Raw genomic sequence first — 23,186 nt, 5'->3', positions numbered from 1 at the left:
TTGTACTCAGAAGTATAATCTTTAGTCAAACAAACTCTTGAACTTCTTGAAAATCTTCTCCTTAATGGAAGTATTCGGCTTGAAGTTATCCGAACCTTCCATTTCTTCCAAGGCTTTTTTCTCCTCTTTATTCAGAGTTTCGGGTACATAAACGCTGACATTTACCAGTAAATCTCCGGTTCCGTATCCGTTTACATTAGGCAAACCTTTGCCGCGTAAGCGGAGAACCTTTCCCGGTTGTGTACCCGATTCGATTTTCACCTTAACCTTTCCGTCAATGGTCGGGATTTCCACTGCACCGCCCAATGCAGCTGTCGGGAAGCTGAGTAACAAGTTGTAAATTAAGTCGTTTTCGTCGCGAATCAGTTCCTTGTCCTGTTCTTCCTCTACAAGAATCAGTAAGTCGCCCGGTACACCGTTGTGCTTGCCGGCATTACCTTTGCCGCCCATGGAGAGCTGCATACCTTCGGCTACACCCTTCGGGATGTTTACGGTAACCACTTCTTCACCGTAGACGATTCCTTCACCGGCACATTCCTTACATTTATTCTTGATAACTTTGCCTTCGCCGCCGCAGGTAGGACAAGTGGTGCGTGTCTGCATTGTGCCGAGAATGGTCTGCTGGTTGCGGATTACCGTACCGCTGCCTTTACAAGTAGGACAGGTTTCCGCACCGCCGTCTCCCTCTGCACCGGTTCCGTGGCAGTGGCTGCATGGTACATACTTTTTCAGTTTGAATTTTTTCTCTACTCCGGTAGAAATTTCCTTGAGGTTCAGCTTTACTTTTACGCGCAAGTCCGAGCCGCGATAACGGCGTTGCTGTTGTGCACCACCGCCGCCGAATCCGCCGAAACCACTGAAACCGCCGCCAAATCCGCCGCTGTGTCCGCCGAATATATCGCCGAACATGGAGAATATGTCGTCCATGGACATACCGCCGCTGAAACCGCCGAACGGTCCGCCGTTACCGGCAGCACCACCCATTCCGGCGTGGCCGAATTGGTCGTAACGGGCACGCTTGTCCGGATTACTTAATACATCGTATGCTTCTGCCGCTTCCTTAAACTTCTCTTCGGCTACCTTGTCGCCGGGGTTTTTGTCGGGGTGATATTGGATGGCTTTCTTGCGATAGGCTTTCTTTATCTCTTCTACCGATGCTGTTTTTTCGACTTCCAGTACTTCGTAATAATCTCTTTTTTCCATATAACTGTGTATGTTATTCTCCAACCACTACTTTGGCATGGCGGATTACTTTGTCGTTTAGTGTGTAACCGGTTTGTACGCAGTCCAGAATTTTACCTTTCAAGGCTTCGTCGGGAGCCGGAATTACGGCAATGGCTTCGTGGTAGTCTGTGTCAAGCGGTTGTTCTTTGGTTTCGATTACTTTGACACCGTTCTGCCCCAATACTGTCATAAACTTGTTGTAGATAAGTTCCACACCTTCTTTTACGGCAGCTACATCGGTGGCAGTCTCCATGTTTTTCAGGGCGCGTTCAAAGTCGTCCACGATAGGAAGAATACTGCTGATACTCTTTTCTCCACCATTCAGGATGAGTTCGGCTTTTTCTTTCATTGTACGTTTGCGGTAGTTGTCGAACTCGGCGGAGAGACGCAGATACTTGTCTTTTTGGTCTTCAATCTCTGCATTGGCCTTTTCTAATTCCTGAGTGAGTTTCTCTTCTTCAGTCAGGGCAACTTCTTCTTTCTCAGTTGTTTCTTCACTATTCTCGTCTTGAACAGCCTCTACTTTCAACTCTTCTTCGTTAATGTTTTCTTTTTCTTTTGGGTCCATATTGTTATGCTTGTTATTCTTATAAAATGATTTTGCTTTCATCGCTGTCAAGGGTTTAAGTTAATATGATACGGTTTGGATAGCAAAAACTTTGCCAAATTGACGGCTTTTGCCAAAAACGCTGCAAAGGTAATACTTTTATGTCAGATTGACAGCGAAATATTCTATAAATAGGAAGTTAACATCGTGATGGAAGTAAGTTAACTTGATAGGTTGCAGTAAGTTAACTTCATTGTAAGTACTTAGTTAACTTTATATCATGCAATAAGTTAACTTGTTGTAATCGCCGGCACATATCTTTTGCTGTCAATACATATAAACAAGTTTGGTCTGTATATATAATACAAAGGCCTAAACTAAGGGAAAGTCTATATAATCCCAATTTTAAACCCATCGAATTCGAGGGGGGTAGGAAAGAGGTTGGTTTAAATGCTTTTACCCTTTCGTCTAAAAATGGATAGATTCTACTAATGCTATTATACCGATGCCATCAAACAGAATTTGATTCCTGCCGAGGTTACTCCTATGTAGGCTAATATAATTCATGCCAATGAAGCTGATGTATTGAATGTAGTAATGTTTGGCAAGACTGCTAAAATGTGGCGTGAAGAGAGTCCCGACCTTAAAGGCAATAACATACGCAAAAATCTCAAAAATATTACACTAAAAATGTATTTTCTTTCTTTTTTTTGAAAAAAGTAAAACATACCCCATTACATCAAGCATTTTTCTTTGCTTACAACCTTCTTGTACTAATTTGCTCCCATTCTCGGTTTTTATCATTATCTTTGTGCCCGCAATTTGCAGAGTTATAGCATACTTGAAAGTTAAGTTGTAAGAAGTCCTTTAACTCCTACAGAATAATGTTAGGATTAGGTAAGTAGTACATAATAAAATAGTAAATATAAAGATGATTACAGTCTCGAACGTATCGGTACAGTTTGGTAAAAGAGTGTTGTTTAATGATGTAAACCTGAAGTTTACAAGTGGTAATTGTTATGGTATAATTGGTGCTAACGGTGCGGGAAAGTCGACTTTCTTGCGGACCATTTCGGGAGATTTGGACCCGACGACAGGCTCTATCATGCTGGGACCGGGCGAACGTCTGTCTGTTTTGAGCCAGGACCACTTTAAGTGGGATGCCTATACGGTGATGGATACCGTAATGATGGGACACACAGTGCTGTGGGACATTATGAAACAACGTGAAGAGCTCTATGCCAAAGAAGACTTCACGGATGAGGACGGTTTGAAAGTTTCCGAACTGGAAGAAAAATTCGCCGAGCTTGACGGCTGGAATGCGGAAAGTGACGCTGCCGCTTTATTGAGCGGATTGGGCATCAAGGAAGACAAACATTACGTGCTGATGGGCGAGCTGAACAATAAGGAAAAAGTACGTGTCATGCTGGCGCAGGCTTTGTATGGCAATCCCGATAACTTGCTGCTGGACGAGCCTACCAATGACTTGGATATGGACACTGTAACTTGGCTGGAAGAGTATCTTGCCAATTTTGAACATACCGTTTTGGTAGTAAGCCACGACCGTCACTTCCTCGATTCCGTTTGTACGCATACGGTGGATATCGACTACGGAAAGATTAATCTCTTTGCCGGTAACTATAGTTTCTGGTATGAGTCCAGCCAGTTGGCACTCCGTCAGCAGCAGAACCAGAAGGCGAAAGCTGAGGAGAAGAAGAAAGAGTTGGAAGAGTTTATTCGCCGTTTCAGCGCCAATGTGGCAAAGAGCAAACAGACTACCAGCCGTAAGAAGATGTTGGAGAAGCTGAATGTGGAAGAAATCAAACCGTCGTCACGTAAATATCCGGGTATCATCTTTACTCCCGAACGTGAACCGGGAAATCAGATTCTCGAAGTTTCGGGATTGACAAAAACATTGGAGGACGGTACGATACTGTTCCGCGATGTAAACTTCAATGTGGAGAAAGGGGATAAGATTGTTTTCCTTTCACACGACCCGCGTGCCATGACCGCCTTGTTCGAGATTATCAACGAGAACATGAAGCCGGATGCGGGAACATTCAGCTGGGGCGTTACGATTACCACGGCTTACCTGCCGTTGGACAACACCGCTTTCTTCAATACGGATTTGAATCTGGTAGACTGGTTGAGCCAGTTTGGCGAGGGCAATGAGGTGTACATGAAGAGCTTCCTCGGCCGTATGCTTTTCTCCGGCGAAGAGGTGCTGAAGAAAGCAAGCGTATTGTCGGGTGGCGAGAAGATGCGTTGTATGATTGCGCGTATGCAGTTGCGCAATGCCAACTGTTTGATTCTGGATACTCCGACCAATCATCTTGACTTGGAGTCTATCCAAGCGTTCAACAATAACCTGAAGACGTATAAGGGTAATATCCTGTTCTCATCCCATGACCATGAGTTTATTCAGACTGTGGCAAACCGCATCATCGAACTGACACCGAACGGTATTATCGACAAGATGATGGAATATGATGAATACATCACTTCAGACCATATCAAGGAATTGAGGGCAAAGATGTATAATAAATAGCGGTTAGTGATTTCCGAATACTTTTAAAATCACTCCTGTTCCCGCTATCATTAATACAGTACAAAGGATGGAGCCTTCAAACCCGAAGGCTCCTCCGTTTATCAGATTGGCTTCGGGCAGATGAAGCGTCAACAGACCATCGCAAAATTTATTCCCACTGACCTCATAGCCCAAGACAGGACCTTGTATCCAGTTCCAAAACCAATGCAAGGCTATCGGAAAACTGAGGTTACGCGTGTATATATAGGAAGAACCCAAGAGGATACCTGCCAACAGGAGGTTGATGAAAGACAGGAAGTCAAAGTTGGGGTTGCCTATATGAATCAATGAGAATAGGGCGGCAGAGAGGAACAATGCCCAAAACTTATTTACTCCGCCTTGCAGCATACGTTCCAATACAAAGCCCCGCAATGCCAACTCCTCCGTGATGGCCACCAGCAGACAGAAGCCGAGGCTAATGAATAGGGTAGAGAGATTAAGCGCAACGCCTGCAACTTCTATCGCTCCTGCCAGTAAGGATATGCCGAAGCCTACTGCGTAGAGGACGACCGCCAGCAATATGCCCGCCAGCACATCTTTCCGGCGCAGAGCCAAGGAGCGTCCCCATACTGCCAATGAAACCTTGCGGAAACGCCACACCACCCAAGCGGAGAGGAATACGCTAATCAGTGTCAGTGCTTCGAGCGGTATGAGATAGAATATTTCGTTGGCTTCTCCGTTGCCCGGACTTTCCCACATAGCCCATAGAGGTATGCCTATTATTGTAAGAATGATAAAAGCAAGCGCGGCGAATAATGCAATGTCGATTGCCACTTGTCCAAAGCGTTTGGTTTTGGAGTTGGTTTCAATGGTTTCCATACGCGAAAAATAATTTCGGTTAATTAATATCCGACAAAAATAGCAATAAAAAGAGAAATCATTATTCAAGGTTGACAGTTTCTTCTTATATTTGGAAAATCAAATCAATCTGACACTTAAAACATGAACCTGAGAAAGATACTTTTAGTGGTAGCCGGATTGGGCATTATATTGAGCGGTTATGCCCAGAGTTCCAAAAGATATACCGTTGCAAAGCCCGGCACTTTGGTGGAAATGCTGACTGAAGAGGAAGCTAATGAGATTACCCACCTTGTTTTGCAAGGCAAACTGAATGCGGTTGATTTCCGCCACCTGCGGGATGAATTCAAGAAACTGCAGATATTGGATATATCCAATGCGTCTATCAGTATGTATGCCGGAAAGAACGGCACGCATCCCGACCGTTTTTATATCTATCCCGCCAATTGTATTCCATCCTATGCTTTTTGCAGACAGGGCAGTGACAGTTCTTTTGTAGGAAAGACATCATTAACTCAAGTTATCCTGTCCGATAAGATAAAGAACATTGAGGACGGAGCATTCAAGGGATGTACCAATTTAAAGATTTGCCAGATACGTAAGAAAACTCCCCCGAACTTGTTGCCCGAAGCCTTGGCAGACAGTGTGACGGCCATATTTATTCCGTTGGGCAGCGGTGATTCTTATCGTCGCGGCAAGAAGTGGGAAACGTTTGCATTTATAGAGGGTGAGCCGGTAGGGGCTACCGTACAGATAGCTACGATGGGCAGTCTTGCCAGTGAACTGATTCGTGTCGGCATACAGCCCAAAGACGTCAACTTCCTTACAGTAGAGGGTAAAATGGACGAGGCGGACTTCACCCTGATACGCAATTATATGCCTAATCTGGTGAGTGTGGATTTATCCAAATGTAATGCCACCGTCATTCCCGACTACACATTTACCCAAAAGAAGTATTTGCTCAACATCAAGTTGCCTCATGCCTTGAAGAGCATCGGGCAGCGTGCATTCAGCGGTTGCGGACGTTTGTGCGGCACATTGGAGTTGCCTTCTACCGTAACCGCCATAGAATATGGTGCATTCATGGGATGCGACAACCTGCGCTATGTCCTTGCCACCGGCAATAAAATAACAACTTTAGGCGACAATCTTTTCGGTAATGGGAAAGACAAGCTGATTTATAGAAAATAATGAAGAAGGAGCTTTTAATGAATAATGAAGAATGAATAATGAAGAATTACCTTGCGGCGTGCTTGCATTGCGCAGCCAAATTCTTCATTCTTCATTATTCATTAAAAGCCCTTCTTCATTAAAATTTATTCCTGTTCCACCCCAATCATCGTCAGCTGTATGCGTTTCCGTTCAGCATCTACACTGAGTATCTTTACGCGTACTTGTTGATGAATGGACACAATTTCATTAGGGTCTGATACATATCTCTGCGCAAGTTGGGAGAGGTGTATCAGGCCGTTTTCTTTGATGCCTATATCAACGAAAGCGCCGAAATTGGTGATGTTCCCTATGATGCCCGGCAGTTCCATGCCTACACGCAGGTCGTCAATGGTGCGTACATTTTTGTCGAACTCAAAGATTTTGATAGGACCGCGCGGATCACGTCCCGGCTTCTCCAACTCTTGCAGAATATCTTTCAAGGTCGGCATTCCGACGGTAGGCGAGAGGTAGCGTTCCGGTTGTATCTTCAACCGCAATTCTTTGTTGGCGATTAGTTCGGCTACGCTGCATCCCAAGTCTTTGGCCATTTGCTCTACGATGTGGTAGCTTTCGGGGTGCACTGCCGTATTATCCAACGGGTTTTTAGCATCCGGTATGCGCAGGAATCCGGCACATTGCTCAAAAGCCTTTGCACCCATACGCGGGACTTTCATCAACTGTTTGCGGGATGAGAATGCTCCGTTCTCGGCACGATAATTCACGATGTTCTGTGCCAGTTGGGGACCAAGTCCTGAGATGTAGGTCAGCAGATGGCTGCTGGCTGTGTTCAGGTTCACACCGACCAGGTTTACGCAGTTCTCTACGGTTTGGTCGAGGGACTTTTTCAGTTTGCTTTGGTCTACATCGTGCTGATACTGGCCTACGCCGATAGACTTCGGGTCTATTTTGACAAGTTCCGCCAACGGGTCCATCAGTCGGCGTGCAATGGAAACTGCGCCGCGTACCGTTACATCGTATTCGGGAAACTCATCCCTGGCGATTTTGGAAGCGGAATAAATGGAAGCGCCCTGTTCGCTGACAATGAAAATCTGTACGTCCCGGTTGAAAATCTGCCGCTTCAGGAAATCCTCCGTTTCACGGCTGGCAGTACCGTTCCCTATGGCGATAGCTTCCACTTTGTAGGCTTCTATCATCTTTTGCAGTTTGGCGAAAGCCTCTTTAGGCTGTTTGACGGGAGGGTGAGGATAGATATTCTCATTATGCAGCAAGTTGCCCTGTGCATCCAGACACACTACCTTGCAACCGGTACGGAATCCGGGGTCTATTCCCATTACCCGTTTCTGTCCCAAAGGCGAGGCAAGCAATAGTTGCCGCAGGTTTTCAGCGAAGACGCGGATTGCTTCGTCGTCGGCGCGCTCCTTGCTTTGTGCGGCGAATTCGGTTTCGATGGACGGTTTCAAGAGACGCTTGTAGGCATCCTGTACGGCTTCCGCCACTTGCTTTCCGCAAGCGTTGTTGCTCTGTACAAACTGTTTTTCCAGTCGCTCCACACACTCTTCGTCGTCAGGACTGATACTTACTTTGAGCAAGCCTTCCGCTTCGGCGCGGCGAATGGCAAGCAAACGGTGTGAGCTGCATCGCTTCAGAGGTTCTGAGCAGTCGAAATAGTCTCTGTATTTGGCTCCTTCCTCTTCCTTGCCTTTTACCACTTTGGCGGTCAGTACGGCTTGGCGTGCAAAGGTGTTGCGCAGGGTGTTGCGGGCACGCTCGTTCTCGCTCACCTGCTCGGCAATGATGTCGCGTGCGCCTTTCAGGGCATCTTCCGCATTTTTTACATCGCCTTTCACAAATCCGGCGGCACGCTGTTCGGGATGAGGCTCGCGTTGCAGCATCAATAAGGTGGCAAGCGGTTCGAGCCCTTTTTGGCGGGCAGCTTCCGCACGAGTTTTCCGTTTGGGCTTGTAAGGCAGGTAAATATCCTCGAGGACGGTGCTGTCCCACGTCTCATCAATACGCTTTTGCAGTTCGGGAGTCATTTTACCTTGTTCCTGAATGGTGCTGATGATGGTCTCCTTCCGTTTCGCCGTTTCATTCAGCTTTTCGTAGTGAGTTTGGATGGCTTCTATTTGTACTTCATCCAGTCCGCCCGTCATTTCCTTGCGGTAGCGGCTGATAAACGGGATGGTGGCTCCGTCATTGAGTAGGGCGAGTGTCTGCCCGATTTGTTTCTCTGATATGCCGAGGATGGCAGCTATCATGTGATGAAAGATTTGCGTCATGTCAGCTTCTTTTTTTTATAATGTGCGCCAAAAGTACGAAAAACAATCTTTCCTTGCGCCTTTTTTGAGTTTTATTGTATCTTTGCGGCAGTTCCGGAGGACTTTAGATGAGATTATCAAAAAAAATACTAAACAGAACGCTACTATATCTGGCGGCATTCCTTTTCCTTACGATACCTGTCTACTCTGCGACGGGTGACCACCCTGTGCTGATTATCAGTTCTTACAATCCGGATTCACGTCAGACTTCGGACAATATTTCCAATTTTATGGAAGAGTATCAGCGTTTGGGAGGTAAGTGTGGCGTAGAGTTGGAAAACATGAACTGTAAGAGTTTCTCTGAATCACCTTTTTGGAAAAGGCGAATGGCAGGCATCTTGTCCAAGTATCAGGGCGCTAAAGAGCCGTCGCTCATTATATTGATAGGGCAGGAGGCATGGGCTGCCTATCTGTCACTGGAAGATTCACTTCGGGGTGATGTGCCTGTAATGACGGCGCTTGCCAGTCGGAATGTGGTGCTTTTGCCCGAACAGGGTGCGGACTTGAAGACATGGATGCCCGAATCGCTGGATTTCTTCGAGAACTTTTCCAATTCCCCGATAAAGAGCGGATTTATCTATCAATATGATGTGGTCGCCAATATCCGTATGATAAAGCAACTGTATCCCAAGACGGAACATATTGCTTTCATATCGGACAACAGCTACGGCGGTGTCACTTTGCAGGCGCATGTGGCGAAGGAAATGAAGAAATTTCCCGAATTAAGCCTTATCCTGCTGGACGGTCGTGTAAATACCATTTATACCATCAGTGACAAATTGCATTCATTGCCCCCTAATACCGTCTTGCTGATGGGTACATGGCGTGTGGACATGAATGACGGCTATTTCATGCGCAATGCCACGTATGCCATGATGGAAGCGGCTCCCGGTCTGCCCGCTTTCTCTATAACCTCCGTAGGCATCGGCTACTGGGTCGTGGGTGGAGTAGTGCCCGTTTATCGTGCGTTGGGTAAAGATATGGCACGTCAGGCTTTCCGTTTGTTGGAAAACCCGGAGGAGGCTGAAATAGAGCTCATTTCTTGCGAGACTGTAATGGACGGCAAACTTATTAAAGACAAAAATCTGAATATCGTTTCCATTCCGGGTCCTGTCAGGTTGGTGAATGTAACTCCGGGATTTTATGAACAATATAAATACCATATATGGGGAGTTGTTGCCGTTCTGCTTATCTTGTTGACAGGCTTGCTCATCTCGCTCTATTTTTTCTATCGTACCAAGAAGCTGAAAGACGATTTGGAGGTTTCCGAGGCAGCCTTGCGTGAGGCAAAGGATAGGGCGGAAGAGTCCAACCGCCTGAAGAGTGCGTTTCTTGCCAATATGAGCCATGAGATACGTACACCGCTGAATGCTATTGTAGGATTCTCGGACGTGCTTTCTGCGGGCGATAGTTCTGTGGAAGAGCAGCGTGGATATTTTGAAATCATAAAGACCAATTCGGATTTGTTGCTTCGGCTGATTAACGATATTCTGGATGTATCCCGCTTGGAGGCAGGCCGCGTCACCTTCAGTTGGGAGAGGCTTGACGTGGTGCAGGTCTGTGCGCAGATAGTGGCTTCCGTATTGCAAGCGCGCCGTTCTGATAATCAAATCGTGTTCGAAAGCGCCGTAGAGAGCTTGGAAATCCGTACGGATATCCAGCGTTTGCAACAGGTGGTAATCAACTTACTATCCAATGCGGATAAGTTTACGAAGAACGGCACGATAAAATTGCAACTTGAAGTGGACGAGAAGAAACATATCGCTCTCTTTTCCGTGTCGGATACGGGCTGCGGCATACCGTTGGACGAACAAAAGAGAGTTTTCGAGCGTTTTGAGAAACTGAATGAATATGCGCAGGGAACAGGGCTCGGCCTGTCTATCTGTAAACTGATTGTGGATAGGTGGGGCGGAGAAATCTGGATAGACCCGCTTTATACCCAGGGCGCTCGCTTTGTATTTACACACCCGTTGGATTTATAAAAGAGAAGAAACATGAAGAAACAGATTTGTTGCTTTGTATGGATTATCCTGTTGATTGGCACGGTTGCCGCACAGGAGAAGACGGTTAAATTAAAGGTGGTACAAACCAGTGATATACACGGGAACTTCTATCCCCGCGACTTTATTCTTCAGCGTGAAGCTGCCGGAAGCCTGGCACGTGTATATGCTTTTGTCCGGAAAGAGCGTGAGACGTATAAAGATAATCTGATATTGCTGGATAACGGTGATATTCTCCAAGGGCAGCCTACCGCCTATTACTATAATTATATTGATACGGTATCTCCTCATCTGACGGCTGAAATGCTGAACTTTATGGGATATAATGCAGGCAATATGGGCAACCACGATGTTGAAACGGGACGTGCCGTTTTCGACCGTTGGGCAGGCGAATGCCATGCTCCCGTACTGGGTGCCAACATCATTGATACGGCTACGGGCGAAACCCATTTTCCGCCCTATGTGGCGCTCGAACGCGACGGTGTAAAGATTGTTGTCCTCGGCATGATAACGCCCGCCATCCCGGTGTGGCTGTCCGAGAATCTGTGGAAAGGGCTCCGCTTCGATGATATGGAAGATACGGCACGCAAGTGGATGAAAATAATTCGTGAAAAGGAGCGGCCGGATATTGTTATCGGTATGTTCCATGCCGGGCAAGACGCATTGCTGATGGGAGGCAAGTATCGGGAGAACGCTTCGCTGAATGTGGCGCGCAATGTACCGGGTTTCGATATTGTATTGATGGGGCACGACCATGCCCGCGAATGCAAGAAGGTGCAGAACGTGGCGGGTGACTCTGTGCTGGTGATTGACCCTGCCAGCAACGGTATAGTGGTAAGTGATATTGATATAACTGTGAAATTGCGTAATGGCAAAGTCGTGGATAAGAAGATTGACGGTACACTGACCGAAACCGGGAGTTATGGCATCAGTGACGAGTTTATGAAACACTTTGCCCCGCAGTACACCACTATTCAGGATTTCGTATCGAAGAAAATCGGGCGTTTCACGGAGACTATCTCCACCCGTCCCGCTTATTTCGGCTCTTCCGCTTTCATAGACCTCATCCATACTTTGCAGCTGAAAATCAGCGGCGCTGATATCTCGTTTGCGGCTCCTTTGTCGTATGACACGCAGATAAAGGAGGGGGATGTCTACGTGTATGATATGTTCAACCTGTATAAGTATGAGAATATGCTCTACACCATGCGGCTTTCGGGTAAGGAGGTGCACGATGCTTTAGAGATGTCTTATGACCTCTGGACAAACCGGATGGCTTCGCCCGATGACCATATTCTGTTGTTCCGCGACAAACCCCGCGAGGGTGCGGCGGACAGGGCTTCCTTCAAGAACTTCAGCTTCAATTTCGATTCGGCGGCAGGCATCATCTATACAGTGGACGTTACGAAACCGAGCGGACAGAAGGTTACTGTCCTCAGTATGGCGGACGGCACTCCGTTTGATATGAACAAGATGTACACTGTGGCCCTGAACTCTTACCGGGGCAACGGTGGCGGGGAACTGTTGACAAAAGGCGCGGGCATTCCCCAAGATGAATTGAAAGGACGTATCATCAGTTCCACGGACAAGGACTTGCGTTATTATCTGATGCAATATATCGAACAGACGAAAGTGATTGAACCGCGTGCGCTCGGCCAGTGGAAATTTATTCCCGAAGAGTGGGCGGCTCCGGCTTCCAAACGCGATTATGAGTTCTTGTTTGGTAAAGTTCAGGAATAATCATTACCTTTGCGCCCTCTAAATAAAACGAACAACTGATAAGACGTGAAAGGAATAAAAAGAAACATATGCGCATTATGCTTGCTGGCGCTCTTTGCGGTGTACCAGACAAGTGTGACGGCATTTACTCACGTCCATTACATCAACGGGGTGCTGATTACCCACTCGCACCCTTTTCACAACCAACACTCGCATTCAGCCACTTCGCTGATTGTTATCGGTTTGCTGTCTCATTTCAGTTCGGACAAGCCGGACTGTTGCGAGATACAACACCCGATGCGTTCCTTGCTGCGGGTGGTTGAAAACGAAACCGATACTCCCGTCATCAAGGGAAAAGCGTATCGGGTACTTTCACTTCGCGCTCCCCCTTATTTCGTTACTCTTTAATATTGTCTGTACCAACGCTTGGTATTCGTCGTACCAACGTTTGGTATTCGTTGTACCAATGTTTGGTATTCGCCGTACCAATGTTTGGTATTCGCCGTATCAAACATTGATACCGGGACGGCATCATAAACTGACAGATTTTATAGTAAGTAAATATTAAAGATTAGCTTGTATCAAGACTATCTGTCATTCAGAGCGGAGCGAAGAATCCCTTCTCCGCACACATATTAAAGAGAGCAGATTCTTCGCTCCGCTCTGAATGACAACTTGTATAAGTTGATTTTGTAACAGAAATAAAAGCGATTATTCAAATGAGACATTATATATTGGCGTTGGTGCTTGCCATGACAAGCATCGGCGCAGCTATTGCCGCGAACCCCATCAGGGAAGGCAATATGATTTCCGGCCATGTCCTTGTGAAAGGCTCGGAAGAGAACATACCGTATGCCACTATTTTGATTGTAGGCAGCGGACAGGGAACAGTATCCAATGAAGAAGGCCAGTTTGAGTTTAAGAACCTTCCGGCAGGCAAATATAAGTTGCGCGTATCTGCGGTAGGCTACAAGACGCAGGAAAAGGAGATTGAAGTCAACAAGGACTTTACGGCGGTAGTGCATTTCCAGATGGAGGAAGAAAGTTTTATGACGGATGAGGTCGTTGTGTCTGCCAACCGCAATGAGGTAAGCCGCAAGGCAGCTCCTGTGGTGGTGAACGTGATGAGTACCAAACTCTTTGAAATGGTAAACTCCACCGACCTTGCCAAAACCCTTAATTACCAGTCGGGACTGCGTGTGGAGAATAACTGCCAGAACTGCGGTTTTCCGCAAGTGCGTATCAACGGTCTGGAAGGACCTTACTCACAAATTCTGATTAACAGCCGTCCCATTATCAGTGCGTTGAGCGGAGTGTACGGACTGGAACAGATACCGGTGAACATGATAGAAAGAGTGGAAGTGGTACGTGGCGGCGGCTCGGCGCTGTTCGGCGCCAATGCCGTGGGCGGAACTATCAATATCATTACCAAAGACCCCATCAACAATTCCTTCCAAGTATCGAGTATGTTCTCCAACATGGACGGCAAGTCGTGGGAGCAGTATATGGGAGCGAACGTTTCTCTGGTAGCCAAAGACAATTCTTACGGAATAGCCCTCTACGAAAGCTACCGCAACCGAAACCCCTACGACCGTGACGGTGACGGCTTCTCCGAACTGGGCAAGCTGAACATGAATACTTTCGGCTTCCGTGCCTATTACCGTCCCACACATTTCAGCCGCATCAATCTGGAGTACCACACTACCAACGAATTCCGTCGCGGCGGTAACAAGTTCGACCTCCAGCCGCATGAAACGGACATCACCGAGCAAACCAAGCACGTCATCAACAGCGGTGGGCTGAGCTACGACCTCTTCTGGCGCGAATATAAACATAAAATCTCGTTGTACGGCTCTGTACAGCACACCGACCGCAACAGTTATTACGGCGCACAGAAAGACATGAATGCCTACGGCAAGACCAACGACCTGACTTGGGTGGCAGGCGGTATGTATGTGGGCAATATGGATAACTGCCTTTTCGCCCCCGCCACTTTTACGGGCGGACTGGAGTACCAAAACAATTCCATGCACGATGTCATGACGGGCTATCATCGCGATATGCGGCAAGATGTCCGCATCGCCAGCGCTTTTGTGCAGAATGAATGGAAGATGAATGTGCCACTATGCTTGTCGGCGCCCGTCTGGACAAGCACAACCTGATAGACAAGCTGATTTTCAGTCCTCGTGTCAACTTGCTTTATAAACCTGCCGAGGATTTTCAGGCGCGTCTGACGTACTCCACCGGTTTCCGTGCCCCGCAGGCATACGATGAAGACCTCCATGTCACCGCAGTCGGTGGTGAAGGCGTACAAATCAAGCTGGCGGACAACCTGCGCGAAGAGCGGTCCAACAGTTACAGCGGTTCGGTAGACTGGACTACCCGTTTGGGGCATTGGCAGGCAAACATCCTCATAGAGGGCTTCTATACCGACTTGCGCCATGTCTTTGTCCTCGAAGATATCGGAAAGAACGATATGGGCGATGTGATTAAGGAACGCCGCAACGGTAACGGCGCCCGTGTGTACGGCGCAAACCTCGATGCCAAGATTGCCCATGGCAAGGAAGCTCAGTTCCAGCTGGGCTTTACCGCACAGCGCAGCCGCTATACCCGTGAGGAGGCTTGGACGGAGGTGGACGGTGAGAGCCTGACAACCAAACGTATGCCCCGCACACCCGATTATTACGGTTACTTCACTTTCTCGTCCGCTCCGGTGAAGAATTTCGATTTCTCCCTATCGGGCACTTATACGGGCAAGATGATTGTGCCGCATTATGCCGGATATATCGAGAAAGACCGCATGGAACATACCCCGCACTTCTTCGACCTCAACCTGAAGCTGAACTATACTTTCGTGTTGCACGACCACATCAAGCTTCAGTTGAATACGGGTGTGCAGAATATCTTCAACAGTTTTCAGAAGGATTTGGATAAGGGCGAGTTTCGTGATGCCGGTTATTTCTACGGGCCCACACAGCCGCGTACATTCTTTATAGGGTTTAAAATTATGAATTAAGGTAACATTCACGATTTTTAAATTAATTATTCCATGAATAATCCTATATTTGCCGGCAAAGCACAAGACTGATGAATACAAAACAGATTCGCAACGTTGACATTTCCGGAATACATCATTTGCCTATGATTGATTTTATAGGCAATGATTTCGCTATCTTTGATGATATAAAGGATATGCCTCTGACTGCATATCCCACCCGCTTGAATGCTGCCTGTCTCGCTGTATGCCGTAAAGGCTGGTGCAAGCTGAACATCAATCTGCGGGAGTATGAGATGCGGGAAGGTATGCTCTGCATCGTCCTGCCCGAACAGATTGTGCAGCAGGGCGAACGTTCCGGTGATTTTTCCGGCGGGTTTATCGCGGTGTCCAGAGATTTCATGGACATGGTGATACCTACGGTGCAACAACTTTTCCCGATGTTCTTTATGATAAAGGAGCGGCCCTGTATCCGCGTCTCTGCCGAAGAACTGCAATCTTTCGAGGAGTACCACTCTTTCTTGTGGAGCAAAGTGAAGCTGAAAGACAATCCGTATCGTAAAGAAATAACGCAGGGCATTTTGTTGTCTTTGTTCTACGAGATATACAATATCTATCAGGGGCATACCGTTAAGGAACATATGCCCAAAAGCCGCAAGGAAGATTTGTTTGAACGTTTCATCCGGTATGTTTATGAGTTTTATAAACAGGAGAGGAGCGTGTCTTATTATGCCGACAAGATGTTCCTTACGCCCAAACATCTCTCTACCGTAGTGAAAGAGGTGAGCGGAAAGACAGCGGGCGAGTGGATTGACAGTCTGGTGATTCTGGAAGCGAAAGCCATGCTGAAATCATCCGAACAGAGTATTCAGGAAATATCCGACGAGCTGCATTTTGCCAACCAGTCTTTCTTCGGAAAGTACTTCAAGCATCATACGGGACTGTCGCCTAAAGAATACAGAAGGCAATAACCTCTAAAGATAATCGATATGGAAAAAAGAGAAATAGATCTTGCCGTCTCCTGTTATGGAAAGGTGAAAGACGTGAAGTATGACGTTGTAGTTCTTCCTTGGGGGGCTACCGAACCCCATAACCTGCATCTGCCTTATCTGACGGATTGTATCCTTCCGCATGACATCGCCGTAGATGCCGCTGCATTGGCGCTGGAACGCTCCGGTGTGCGTTGCATGGTGATGCCGCCTGTGCCTTTCGGCGCTCACAATCCCGGACAGCGCGAGCTTCCTTTCTGTATTCACACCCGCTACACCACCCAGCAAGCTATTCTGGAAGATATTGTAGCTTCTCTTTATGTGCAGGGCATACGTAAACTGGTTATTCTCGGCGGTCACGGCGGCAACAATTTCAAGGGGATGATTCGCGACCTTGCTTTTACTTATCCCGATTTCCTGATTATGGCGACCGACTGGTTCAGCATCATCCCTACAAAAGGGTATTTTGAAGCTGCTATTGACGACCATGCCGGCGAATCGGAGACTTCAGCCATGATGTACTATCATCCCGAACTGGTGAACCTTGCTGAGGCGGGCGATGGAGAGTCCCGCCCGTTTGCCATCGCTTCATTGAATGAGAAAGTGGCATGGACGCCCCGCCATTGGGATAAGGCTACGGTGGATACCGGGGTGGGTAATCCCAAGAAAGCGTCTGCAGAAAAAGGCAGACGCTATCTGAAACCGGTCATTGAGAAACTGGCTGCACTCTTTACAGAGGTTGCGCGGCATGACCTTTACTGATTTATAGAACGACAGATGGCTGCCCGGTTCTATTTACCCATGGACATCAGCCATTTGCCGTCTTGTTTCACCATTTTTTGCTCACCCTCTTGGGTCTCGCCGTTTCCGTAAGTATATTTGGTCTTTACTACGGCAGTATTGCCGTCTTCGGCAATTTGTTCCGACAGGATTTCAATATCCTTTATACCGCCTTTTTTATCATATTCCTTAGACAGCTTTTCCTTGAGCATGGAAACCAGCGCTTCCTTTTGTTCTTTTACTTTCGCTGCATCTTGGCTGTCTTTAAAGGCCATTCCCTCTACGAACTTCTCATACTCACCGTTTTTCAGGTACTCGCTATACTTTTTCAGCGCACCGCCCGGAGTATTTGAGGAAGAAGAACAGGCTGCCATTACGAACATAGCCATTACCATCATACTGAAGTAGAATACTTTTTTCATACGTTTTTTGTTTTAAGTGAATAATGTGTGTTTTAAAAATAGTATATCAAACAGAGACGTTTGTTCTGCGCAATATCATTCGGCATTATATAGTCACCGTTCATTCCGGGTATGTTGACAGAGGTGGTGCGTCCCTCCGGTAAATCTATTCCTTCTTTCCGGTACACATAGTCAATGAGTTCCGTGCAGTACATCTTGGTGGTATCATTCAAGTCATAATCATGGTCAAACAATACACGCTTGTGAAAAAGTCCGAGTGCGCTTTGGGCAGCCCTGTATGCAAGGCTGGAGTCAACCTGCAGATGCATTACGGCGCCTCGTGTAGCTTTTGTGGCATCAAAGAATTGTTCTACCGGCTCCAGTTTCACCCGGTCTGCATCTCCTTCAAAGTCCGGTTCGCCGGGTACGGCATGTATCACGCACCATACTCCGTTTTCCTTTTTCAGGATGCCGATGTGCGAATATCTTCCTTCGTTGTCGGTTGCCAGTACTATGCGGCTGGTGAATCCGGTCCCTCTTCTGAAAACAATATCTCCCTCTCTGAATAATTCTTTGGGTAGGCTTCTTTGCTCTTCCTTGAGATTATTACCTTTGCAAGCACTGAAGAAAAACAGGGAAAACAGGCCGGTTGCAAACAGAGTGTTATGTATGTTTATTTTCATTAGGGGCAAATATACAAAAAAAGGCAACATCCTTTAACAGATATTGCCTAATTTTTTTAGTGTACCCTAAAAACTAATCTCTCTCTTATAAAAACTAATTTACTCTATTGCTTTCTAAATGACGTTGCAAAGTTAAAGAGTTCTTTCGGGAGAGGATTTGACATAAATCAAAAAAACGATTATTTTTTTTCAAAGTATGCCCGAACGTACTCTACTCAATGTCTCAGGAGTCATCAGCAGGTAAGAGGCGATGTGTGACAAGGGAGCTCGCTTGATAACTTCGGGCTGGTGCTGCATCAGTTGGTTGTAACGTTCACGTGCAGTTTCAAACCGCCAGGAGTCGGCTTTAATTTGTGAAACAATGAGGGAATATTCCAGAATTTTACGATAGAACATATTGATTTCCCATGATATTTCGGTGAGCAGCATCAGTTTGTCGTAGGGCAGGAGATAGACGATGCTGTCTTCGAGTGCCTCAATCATGAGGTGTGTAGGCTCTTTTTTCAGGGTACTTTCAATGCAGATAACAATGCAACCTTCATAAGAGAAATGTTCGGTAACATCCTTGCCGTTCTTATAGTAGAACTGGCGCAACATACCCTTGCCGACGAATACAATGTTATGGCTTATTTGTCCCTCTTTCAGTAAAAGCTCTCCTTTTTCCACTTCTTTGCGAATCAGGATTTCTTCTATTTGCCGCCTGCCTTCGGGGGCCATGCCTGAGTAACGGGAGTTGACAGTAATATCTACTGTTTCTTTGAGTAATGTATCCATAACAATTATGTAGGTTTGGGTGTCATTTAGTGCGGCAAAGATAGGAAAATTATTTGATATGTATCAATTTCATCTCCTTTTCATTTGCGTATCTTTGCGCGATTTTTTGTCATGGCACATTCTACGATATAAATGATACAGCAAGAGAATTTGAAGAAGCGGCTTGCCAAGCTGGCGGCTCCTATCTTTATTGAGACATTACTTATTATGATGCTCGGTGCGGTGGACACCATAATGCTGAGCCGTCATTCGGACAACAGCGTGGCTGCCGTAGGTGTGGTCAACCAGATTATCATGCTGACTTTTTTGGTGTTTGAGGTGATTAACCTCGGTACTTCCGTGCTATGTTCGCAATATCTTGGTGCACGCCTGCATAAACAGGTGGTGCAGGTAGTGGGAGTTTCTCTTTTGGTCAATCTGGTGGTGGGTGTCAGTATCAGTATGCTGCTGTTTGGCTGCGCAGGACCTATTTTACGCCTCATGGGACTTGGACCCGAACTGATGCAGGATGGTATGGACTATATGCGTATTGTCGGGGCGTTCGCGTTTTTTCAGGCATTGTCGCTGACTCTTTCCGCATCATTGCGCAGTGCCAATAAGGCGGTGTATCCGATGATGGTTACGGTGGTGGTCAATATTCTTAATATCATCGGTAACTATTCTCTTATTTTCGGGCGGTTCGGCTTTCCGGAGCTAGGAGTGGAAGGGGCGGCTATCTCCACGGCTTTCAGCCGGGGTGTTTCAATGGTAATCCTGTTCGTAATCCTGTTCCGCAAGCATATACAACGTTTTCCGTTGGCTTATTTTCGCCCGTTCCCGTGGATAGAGTTGAAAAATTTGCTGAAAGTGGGGTTGCCCTCTGCCGGTGAACAGCTTTCTTACAGCTCTTCGCAGGTGGTGATTACCTATTTCATTAATATGCTGGGAGTAGAGGCGCTTGCCACGCGCACGTATTGCGTTAATATCATTATGTTCGCTTATCTGTTCAGTATCTCTATGGCGCAGGGCGGGGCAATATGTATAGGGCATTTGATAGGGGAAAAGAAGCCTCGTGCAGCTTTTCTGATGGGAAAATACGTGATGAAGAAGTCGGTGATGATTACTGTTATCCTGTCCTGCATACTTGCGGTCTTCGGACATACCATTTTCGGCTGGCTCACGTCCAACCCCGAAATTATCAAAATGGGAACCGCAATCCTGATTATAGACATTGCAGTGGAGATAGGAAAACCTATCAATATCTTCGCTACGAATGCGTTGCGGGCGGCAGGAGATGTGAACTATCCATTCTATGTGGGGCTGGTGGTGATGTGGAGTGTGGCTGTAGGGCTTGGATATTTGTTCGGCATCCCGTTGGGCTGGGGAATTTGCGGAATGTGGGTCGCTTTCTTATTGGACGAAAATATTCGGGGTGCTATCTTTGTGCGGCGTTGGTACAGCATGAAGTGGGTAAGCAAGAGTTTTATAAAATAAAGTTTGGATGAAAAATCCGGGATTTATTATTTTTTTTCTGTCTTATTAAATTTTGAGTGTTAACGTGTTATCTCTTTTCTTCCGAAAATGTAGAAAAAAATATGTAGGAAAGATTTGCATAGTCCAAAAGTTTGCCCTACATTTGCACCGCATTTGAGAAGAATGCTGGGTTACTAAGGAAGTTTGGGTGAGTGGCTGAAACCACCAGTTTGCTAAACTGACGTACGGGTAACCGTACCGGGGGTTCGAATCCCCCAGCTTCCGCAAGGAATACAAAGAGAAAGCATCGGTTTGAAAAAGCCGGTGCTTTTATAAAAACTCGGTGGATTCGTCTAACGGTTAGGACACATGCCTCTCACGCATGCAATACGAGTTCGATTCTCGTATCCACTACAAACTTGATTTTTTTTGCACAAATGCACTCTTAGCTCAGTTGGTAGAGCAACTGACTCTTAATCAGTGGGTCCAGGGTTCGAATCCCTGAGGGTGTACTTTATTATGCATGAATTAATAAACACAAAACGGTTGTCGGAGAAGACAGCCGTTTTGTGTTTATTGTCGTTTTATCTTATTGATGGGTTGTTGATTAGTATAAAAAAAGAGAGTTACTTAGTGTAACTCTCCGATTTCCTGTGAACCGCTTGGGGCTCGAACCCAAGACCCCAACATTAAAAGTGTTGTGCTCTACCTGCTGAGCTAGCGATTCAGACCTTATTGCTGTTAAGCGGGTGCAAAGATAGAGACTTTTTTGGAAGTTGCAAAAGAATTTCGCTTTTTTTCTTATCTTTGTCCCGGAATCATGTGTGAGGAAGTCACATATTACATCTTGAACATTATAATTTATATTTCATACTTTATATTTAAATTACATGGCAACAGTAGACGATAAGAAAATTATCTTTTCTATGGTAGGGCTGAACAAGACCATTCAGCAGAACAATAAGCAGGTGTTGAAGAACATCTACCTTTCGTTCTTTTATGGAGCGAAAATCGGTATCATCGGTCTGAACGGTTCGGGTAAATCGACCTTGCTGAAGATTATCGCCGGCTTGGATAAATCCTATCAGGGCGAAGTGGTGTTCTCGCCCGGATATTCGGTGGGATATTTGGCGCAGGAACCTTACCTTGATCCCACAAAGACCGTAAAAGAAGTGGTGATGGAAGGTGTACAGCCCATTGTGGATGCACTGACGGAGTACGAAGAAATTAACCGGAAGTTTGGTTTGCCCGAATATTATGAAGATCAGGATAAGATGGACAAACTCTTTACCCGGCAAGCTGAGTTGCAGGATATTATAGACGCTACAGATGCTTGGAATCTCGACAGTAAGCTGGAGCGTGCTATGGATGCACTCCGCTGTCCGCCCGAAGATCAGTCCGTAGAGCATCTTTCCGGTGGTGAACGCCGTCGTGTGGCACTTTGCCGCCTGTTGCTCCAGAAGCCTGACGTATTGCTTCTCGACGAGCCTACCAACCATCTCGATGCCGAATCTATCGACTGGCTGGAACAGCATTTGCAGCAGTACGAAGGTACGGTAATAGCCGTCACTCACGACCGTTATTTCCTTGACCACGTAGCAGGCTGGATTCTTGAACTTGACCGTGGTGAAGGCATTCCTTGGAAGGGCAACTATTCCAGCTGGTTGGAGCAGAAGACCAAACGCATGGAAATGGAAGAAAAGACCGCCAGCAAACGCCGCAAGACGCTGGAACGTGAGTTGGAATGGGTGCGTATGGCTCCTAAAGCCCGTCAGGCAAAAGGAAAGGCCCGTCTGAACTCTTATGATAAACTGTTGAATGAAGACGTCAAGGAGAAAGAAGAAAAACTCGAAATTTTCATCCCTAACGGTCCCCGTTTGGGTAACAAAGTTATTGAAGCCAAGCATGTGGCAAAGGCGTTCGGTGACAAACTCTTGTTTGATGATCTCAACTTCATGTTGCCGCCTAACGGCATTGTAGGTATTATCGGTCCTAACGGTGCAGGTAAAACGACTCTTTTCCGTCTCATTATGGGCTTGGAGACTCCCGACAGCGGTGAGTTTGAAGTAGGGGAGACTGTAAAAGTGGCTTACGTAGACCAGCAGCATAAGGATATAGACCCCAATAAGAGTGTCTATCAGGTGATTTCCGGTGGAAATGACCTCATTCGCATGGGTGGACGTGATATCAATGCGCGTGCCTATCTGTCACGCTTCAATTTCTCCGGCGCCGATCAGGAAAAACTTTGCGGCGTACTTTCCGGTGGTGAACGCAACCGACTTCACTTGGCTCTTTGCCTTAAAGAAGAAGGTAACGTGTTGCTTCTTGACGAGCCTACCAATGACATTGACGTCAATACGCTGCGTGCCCTCGAAGAAGGTCTTGAAGATTTTGCCGGATGTGCTGTGGTTATCAGTCACGACCGTTGGTTCCTCGATCGTATCTGCACGCACATCCTTGCGTTTGAAGGCGACTCTAATGTATTCTTCTTCGAAGGCTCATACTCGGAATATGAAGAAAATAAACTGAAACGTTTGGGTAGAGAAGAGCCTACACGTGTACGTTATAGAAAATTAATGAATGATTGATTTTAGCTTTTAATCTGAAAGCATATCTATTTTTTTTGTAGCAAAAAGAAAGCTCCGCAGGAAACTTGCGGGGCTTTTTTATTTAAAACATTTTCAGAATTGTTTATCAGCCTAAAAAAATGTAGCACAATCGTAATGAATATCTGATATATTAATAC

At 46.5% G+C, this 23,186-nt stretch carries 16 protein-coding genes, 4 tRNA genes and 1 pseudogene; 13 read left to right on the top strand and 8 right to left on the bottom strand.

Features of this window, described 5'->3' with window-relative positions; genetic code table 11:
• Positions 1 to 21: 21 nt before the first annotated feature.
• Both dnaJ and DW121_RS12960 read right to left on the bottom strand, forming a co-directional pair.
• Positions 22 to 1,203 (bottom strand): molecular chaperone DnaJ, encoded by a 1,182-nt coding sequence (gene dnaJ, locus DW121_RS12965; protein ID WP_009120667.1) that lies wholly within the window; start codon positions 1,201 to 1,203, stop codon positions 22 to 24.
• A 13-nt stretch (positions 1,204 to 1,216) separates the two neighbouring features.
• A complete protein-coding gene (locus DW121_RS12960; protein ID WP_117712704.1) occupies positions 1,217 to 1,834 on the bottom strand; it encodes a nucleotide exchange factor GrpE in 618 nt (205 codons plus the stop codon).
• An 868-nt stretch (positions 1,835 to 2,702) separates the two neighbouring features.
• Between DW121_RS12960 and DW121_RS12945 the strand changes: the two genes are divergently transcribed.
• The gene (locus DW121_RS12945) at positions 2,703 to 4,319 is read left to right on the top strand and encodes an ABC-F family ATP-binding cassette domain-containing protein (protein WP_118324000.1); all 1,617 of its coding nucleotides are present in this window, start codon (positions 2,703 to 2,705) and stop codon (positions 4,317 to 4,319) included.
• A 3-nt stretch (positions 4,320 to 4,322) separates the two neighbouring features.
• Here DW121_RS12945 and DW121_RS12940 read toward each other — a convergent pair whose 3' ends face one another.
• On the bottom strand, positions 4,323 to 5,177 hold the full coding sequence (locus tag DW121_RS12940; protein ID WP_118323999.1) for a CPBP family intramembrane glutamic endopeptidase: 855 nt from the start codon (positions 5,175 to 5,177) through the stop codon (positions 4,323 to 4,325).
• A gap of 123 nt (positions 5,178 to 5,300) precedes the next feature.
• Here DW121_RS12940 and DW121_RS12935 point away from each other — a divergent pair, with 123 nt between their 5' ends.
• Entirely contained in the window at positions 5,301 to 6,347 is a 1,047-nt protein-coding gene (locus tag DW121_RS12935; protein WP_118323998.1) for a leucine-rich repeat domain-containing protein, read from the top strand.
• A 125-nt stretch (positions 6,348 to 6,472) separates the two neighbouring features.
• Here the strand turns inward: DW121_RS12935 and DW121_RS12930 are convergent, their stop codons facing one another.
• Complete coding sequence (locus DW121_RS12930) at positions 6,473 to 8,608, bottom strand: Tex family protein (protein ID WP_117712547.1); 2,136 nt, start codon at positions 8,606 to 8,608, stop codon at positions 6,473 to 6,475.
• 107 nt (positions 8,609 to 8,715) lie between these two features.
• On the opposite strand from DW121_RS12930, the gene DW121_RS12925 reads away from it, so the two are divergent.
• The 6 genes and pseudogenes from DW121_RS12925 (at position 8,716) to DW121_RS12900 (ending at position 17,112) form a co-directional block, all read left to right on the top strand.
• Positions 8,716 to 10,629: a sensor histidine kinase gene (locus DW121_RS12925; RefSeq protein ID WP_118323997.1), complete on the top strand. Its 1,914-nt coding sequence runs from the start codon at positions 8,716 to 8,718 to the stop codon at positions 10,627 to 10,629.
• A gap of 12 nt (positions 10,630 to 10,641) precedes the next feature.
• Positions 10,642 to 12,387: a bifunctional metallophosphatase/5'-nucleotidase gene (locus DW121_RS12920; RefSeq protein WP_117712543.1), complete on the top strand. Its 1,746-nt coding sequence runs from the start codon at positions 10,642 to 10,644 to the stop codon at positions 12,385 to 12,387.
• Between the two features lie 45 nt (positions 12,388 to 12,432).
• Positions 12,433 to 12,774: a hypothetical protein gene (locus DW121_RS12915; protein ID WP_118323996.1), complete on the top strand. Its 342-nt coding sequence runs from the start codon at positions 12,433 to 12,435 to the stop codon at positions 12,772 to 12,774.
• A 311-nt stretch (positions 12,775 to 13,085) separates the two neighbouring features.
• Positions 13,086 to 15,382 (top strand): annotated as a pseudogene (locus DW121_RS12910) (TonB-dependent receptor).
• Positions 15,383 to 15,453: 71 nt separating this feature from the next.
• Entirely contained in the window at positions 15,454 to 16,332 is an 879-nt protein-coding gene (locus DW121_RS12905) for a helix-turn-helix domain-containing protein (protein ID WP_117711994.1), read from the top strand.
• An 18-nt stretch (positions 16,333 to 16,350) separates the two neighbouring features.
• Positions 16,351 to 17,112, top strand: a complete 762-nt coding sequence (locus DW121_RS12900) for a creatininase family protein (protein WP_118323995.1) — start codon at positions 16,351 to 16,353, stop codon at positions 17,110 to 17,112.
• A gap of 29 nt (positions 17,113 to 17,141) precedes the next feature.
• On the opposite strand, the gene DW121_RS12895 is transcribed toward DW121_RS12900, so the two are convergent.
• From DW121_RS12895 to DW121_RS12885, 3 genes are all read right to left on the bottom strand, one after another.
• Positions 17,142 to 17,552: a DUF4878 domain-containing protein gene (locus DW121_RS12895; protein ID WP_118323994.1), complete on the bottom strand. Its 411-nt coding sequence runs from the start codon at positions 17,550 to 17,552 to the stop codon at positions 17,142 to 17,144.
• 32 nt (positions 17,553 to 17,584) lie between these two features.
• Positions 17,585 to 18,214 (bottom strand): YiiX/YebB-like N1pC/P60 family cysteine hydrolase, encoded by a 630-nt coding sequence (locus DW121_RS12890; protein ID WP_118323993.1) that lies wholly within the window; start codon positions 18,212 to 18,214, stop codon positions 17,585 to 17,587.
• Between the two features lie 189 nt (positions 18,215 to 18,403).
• Positions 18,404 to 18,988 (bottom strand): Crp/Fnr family transcriptional regulator, encoded by a 585-nt coding sequence (locus DW121_RS12885; protein WP_117711988.1) that lies wholly within the window; start codon positions 18,986 to 18,988, stop codon positions 18,404 to 18,406.
• A 132-nt stretch (positions 18,989 to 19,120) separates the two neighbouring features.
• Between DW121_RS12885 and DW121_RS12880 the strand changes: the two genes are divergently transcribed.
• The 4 genes from DW121_RS12880 to DW121_RS12865 all read left to right on the top strand — a co-directional run bounded on the left by DW121_RS12880 (position 19,121) and on the right by DW121_RS12865 (position 20,952).
• Positions 19,121 to 20,461, top strand: a complete 1,341-nt coding sequence (locus DW121_RS12880; protein ID WP_117711986.1) for an MATE family efflux transporter — start codon at positions 19,121 to 19,123, stop codon at positions 20,459 to 20,461.
• A gap of 177 nt (positions 20,462 to 20,638) precedes the next feature.
• Positions 20,639 to 20,725, top strand: a tRNA-Ser gene (locus tag DW121_RS12875).
• A 57-nt stretch (positions 20,726 to 20,782) separates the two neighbouring features.
• Positions 20,783 to 20,854 (top strand) — tRNA-Glu (locus DW121_RS12870).
• A gap of 25 nt (positions 20,855 to 20,879) precedes the next feature.
• Positions 20,880 to 20,952, top strand: a tRNA-Lys gene (locus DW121_RS12865).
• Positions 20,953 to 21,094: 142 nt separating this feature from the next.
• Here the strand turns inward: DW121_RS12865 and DW121_RS12860 are convergent.
• Positions 21,095 to 21,167: transfer RNA gene (locus DW121_RS12860), tRNA-Lys, on the bottom strand.
• A gap of 163 nt (positions 21,168 to 21,330) precedes the next feature.
• On the opposite strand from DW121_RS12860, the gene ettA reads away from it, so the two are divergent.
• Positions 21,331 to 23,028 carry an energy-dependent translational throttle protein EttA gene (gene ettA / locus DW121_RS12855; RefSeq protein ID WP_117711984.1) on the top strand — a complete coding sequence of 566 codons (1,698 nt, stop codon included), beginning with the start codon at positions 21,331 to 21,333 and terminating at the stop codon, positions 23,026 to 23,028.
• Positions 23,029 to 23,186 lie beyond the last annotated feature (158 nt).

The organism is Bacteroides sp. AM10-21B, from assembly GCF_003472565.1.
GTDB classification, from domain to species: Bacteria; Bacteroidota; Bacteroidia; order Bacteroidales; family Bacteroidaceae; genus Bacteroides; species Bacteroides propionicigenes.
The sequence above is the reverse complement of the archived record's forward strand: the minus strand, read 5'-3'. Positions and strand labels throughout refer to the sequence as shown.